This window comes from Cellulophaga sp. F20128, from assembly GCF_023015805.1.
Taxonomy (GTDB): Bacteria; Bacteroidota; Bacteroidia; order Flavobacteriales; family Flavobacteriaceae; genus Cellulophaga.
Genome location: NZ_JALKBA010000046.1, coordinates 1 through 3,057, shown reverse-complemented (window position 1 = coordinate 3,057; position 3,057 = coordinate 1). Strand labels below are relative to the sequence as shown.

Annotated in this window: 3 protein-coding genes; 2 read left to right on the top strand and 1 reads right to left on the bottom strand. The window is 35.5% G+C overall.

Going from position 1 to position 3,057, the window contains the following annotated elements:
• Positions 1-181: 181 nt before the first annotated feature.
• Complete coding sequence (locus tag MWU65_RS17360) at positions 182-859, bottom strand: DUF4294 domain-containing protein (protein WP_247079946.1); 678 nt, start codon at positions 857-859, stop codon at positions 182-184.
• A 106-nt stretch (positions 860-965) separates the two neighbouring features.
• Between MWU65_RS17360 and MWU65_RS17355 the strand changes: the two genes are divergently transcribed.
• Both MWU65_RS17355 and MWU65_RS17350 read left to right on the top strand, forming a co-directional pair.
• Positions 966-2,054 carry a M42 family metallopeptidase gene (locus MWU65_RS17355; RefSeq protein WP_247079945.1) on the top strand — a complete coding sequence of 363 codons (1,089 nt, stop codon included), beginning with the start codon at positions 966-968 and terminating at the stop codon, positions 2,052-2,054.
• A 56-nt stretch (positions 2,055-2,110) separates the two neighbouring features.
• The gene (locus MWU65_RS17350) at positions 2,111-2,662 is read left to right on the top strand and encodes an NUDIX domain-containing protein (RefSeq protein WP_247079944.1); all 552 of its coding nucleotides are present in this window, start codon (positions 2,111-2,113) and stop codon (positions 2,660-2,662) included.
• The last annotated feature ends 395 nt before the right edge of the window (positions 2,663-3,057 follow it).

Here is a 3,057-nt window from a genome sequence, read left to right as displayed (position 1 = left end):
ACTTTTAAAACCCTGCGTTTTCCTGTTAGCGGGTGCAAATATACACCCCTTTTTGTTTCTAACAACCCTTTTTAAATCTTTTTTGAAATTAATTTATAAATCCTTGAAAACCAATAAAATAAAGTTTAAAATAAAAAAACAAGGGATTAAATATAACCTAAATTAATGGATTGCGCAAGAATTATTTTTCACTCTTTTTTGGTAGCCACTTGTTAATCAGAGCAGTATAGTTATAATTCAAAACCGAAGGTTGTTCTTTTAACCTTCCTTCTGAAAATGCTCTTTGCAAAATATCTTCTATTAAATAGTCTTCATGCGTACTTTCTGGGTGATATTCCTCCTTAATACTAATCTTAAAAACCTTTGCCGTGTTGTTGTACCAAAATGCCCGCCAACCATTTCGCAACTCCTTTACCAATCCAAAAGCTGTATCGCCCGTTTGCCTATTAATCAATTTTATCAATATCTGACCTTCCGTACGGGTTAATTTTTTCAATTTCTCCGAAAATTCTTCTTCAATTTTCTTGTGAACTTCCCTAGTATACTTCCTCTTTTTCGAATTTTTTGTAATCTTATTTAAACTATCGTTTAACACCACCAATCTTTCGGCTGCCATTTTAGCGTATGGATACACCTTTAAGGTTTTTCTCCTTAATATATAGTAGCGCATTCTAGCCTCTTTCGATTCAAACTTTAAGGGACCAAAAACATACACTTCATTCAAAGGAATTGAAGATTGAAAAATAGAGTCGCCTTCTATTTTTATATAATCATACAAAATAGTGTCATTTGTCTGCACTACCTGCGATTGTACAAAAACAACCATCAAAGCAAAAAATAGGAATGTTATTTTCTTCATCAGCTTCATCTAACTATAAGTAGTTTGTAAAATTAACGATAAACATTTAATCATATTATTAAATAAAAGTGAATATTGTTAAGTTTGTACCTAAATATATACGTTTATGAGCGCAAAGAAGATTATCAATAAAAAATCATTAGATTTTTTCGAAAAATATTTAAATAATGCTGCCCCAACGGGGTATGAATGGGAGGGTCAAAAAATATGGATGGATTATTTAAAACCTTATGTAGATACATTTATTACTGATACTTACGGAACTGCGGTTGGTGTTATTAATCCAGATGCCAAATACAAAGTTGTTATTGAAGGGCATTCCGATGAAATTTCCTGGTATGTAAACTATATTTCAGACAACGGTTTGTTATATGTTATTAGAAATGGCGGTAGTGACCATCAAATTGCACCATCGAAATGGGTCAATATCCACACTAAAAATGGGATTGTAGAAGGTATTTTTGGTTGGCCCGCCATACACACTAGAAACAAAGCCAAAGAAGAAGCCCCAAAACTGGATAATATTTGTATCGATATTGGCGCAAAAGATAAGGCAGAAGTTGAAAAAATGGGGGTGCATGTAGGTTGTGTTATTACGTATCCAGATCAATTTAAAATACTAAATAAAAATAAGTATGTATGTAGAGCTATAGACAACCGTGCCGGTGGATTTATGATTGCTGAAGTTGCACGCTTACTGCACGAGAACAAGGTAAAGTTACCTTTTGGCTTGTATATTACCAATGCCGTACAAGAAGAAGTTGGTTTGCGCGGTGCTGAAATGATAACACAAACCATTAAACCAGATGTTGCCATCATTACTGATGTTTGTCATGATACGACCACCCCAATGATTGAGCAAAAAACACAAGGCTTTACAGAAATTGGTGCTGGACCCGTAATTAGTTACGCGCCTGCTGTACAAAACAAACTTAGAGAACGCATTATAGAAACTGCCGAGGCAAACAAAATTCCGTTTCAGCGCATGGCGGCCTCTAGAGCCACAGGTACAGATACTGATGCCTTTGCTTATAGTAATGGTGGGGTTGCCTCTGCTTTAATTTCTTTACCCTTGCGTTATATGCATACTACTGTAGAAACAGTACATAGCGATGATGTTGAGAATGTAATCCGTCTGATTTACGAGACCTTACTCACAATTAAAGAAGGAGAAACTTTTAGCTATTTTGACTAATTACTTAAAAGCCCCTTTGTAAAGGGGCTTTTTTTTACCTTAATATTATAGGTAGTATGGATGAACGCATAGATATTTTAGATACCCATGGAAACCCTATTGGTAGAACAGCTATGAAATCTGAAGCGCATAGAAATGGTTGGTTCCACGCCACAACTCACATTTGGTTGTATACTGCGAATACCGAAATTCTATTGCAGCAACGGGCGAAAAAAAAGTCCACACATCCCCTGCTTTGGGATGTTTCTGTTGCCGGACATATTGGCGCTGGAGAAGATCTACTCGTGGCTGCTATTCGGGAAATAGAAGAAGAAATTGGACTTACCGTTTTACCGTCCGATTTGCATAAAATAGGTTGTTTTAAATCGGTGCACAGACATGCCGATGATTTATTAGATTGTGAATACCACCACACCTATATATGTGAGCTAAAAGTACCTATTGACAAGTTAAAAAAACAAGACAGTGAGGTTCACGATTTAAGGTTGCTACCTCTACTTCAATTTGAAACTGAGTTGCAAGATGAAGCTTTATATAAAAAATACGTCCCTCATGGTAAGACCTATTACGATTTTGTAGTTAGGAGTATTTCAAAATACCTCCCTTAGTCCCTTCGCATTCGAATGGAAATCCTTTAATTCGATTTCCACGTATTGGCTGAACAATTAAAACGATGTCAGTTCGAGTGTTTTCTTGTTTTTTTTACAAGAAAATGTATCGAGAACCAGTCGGGTAAAAATAACACCTCTTAATAACTTATAAGTGTTACTCTAAAGAATACCTCCCTTAGTCCCTTCGTATTGGAATGGAAATCCTTTTATTCGATTTCCACGTATTGGCTGAACAATTAAAACGATGTCAGTTCGAGTGTTTTCTTGTTTTTTTTAAAAGAAAATGTATCGAGAACCAGTCGGGTAAAAATAACACCTCTTAATCACTTATAAGTGTTACTCTAAAGAACACCTCCCTTAGTCCCTCCTTGTTAGGAGGGAAAACTAAACAA

Excerpts from the sequence above, each read along its gene's own strand:
- MWU65_RS17360 (WP_247079946.1), bottom strand. The coding sequence starts at position 859 with ATGAAGAAAATAACATTCCTATTTTTTGCTTTGATGGTTGTTTTTGTA.
- MWU65_RS17355 (WP_247079945.1), top strand. The coding sequence starts at position 966 with ATGAGCGCAAAGAAGATTATCAATAAAAAATCATTAGATTTTTTCGAA.
- MWU65_RS17350 (WP_247079944.1), top strand. The coding sequence starts at position 2,111 with ATGGATGAACGCATAGATATTTTAGATACCCATGGAAACCCTATTGGT.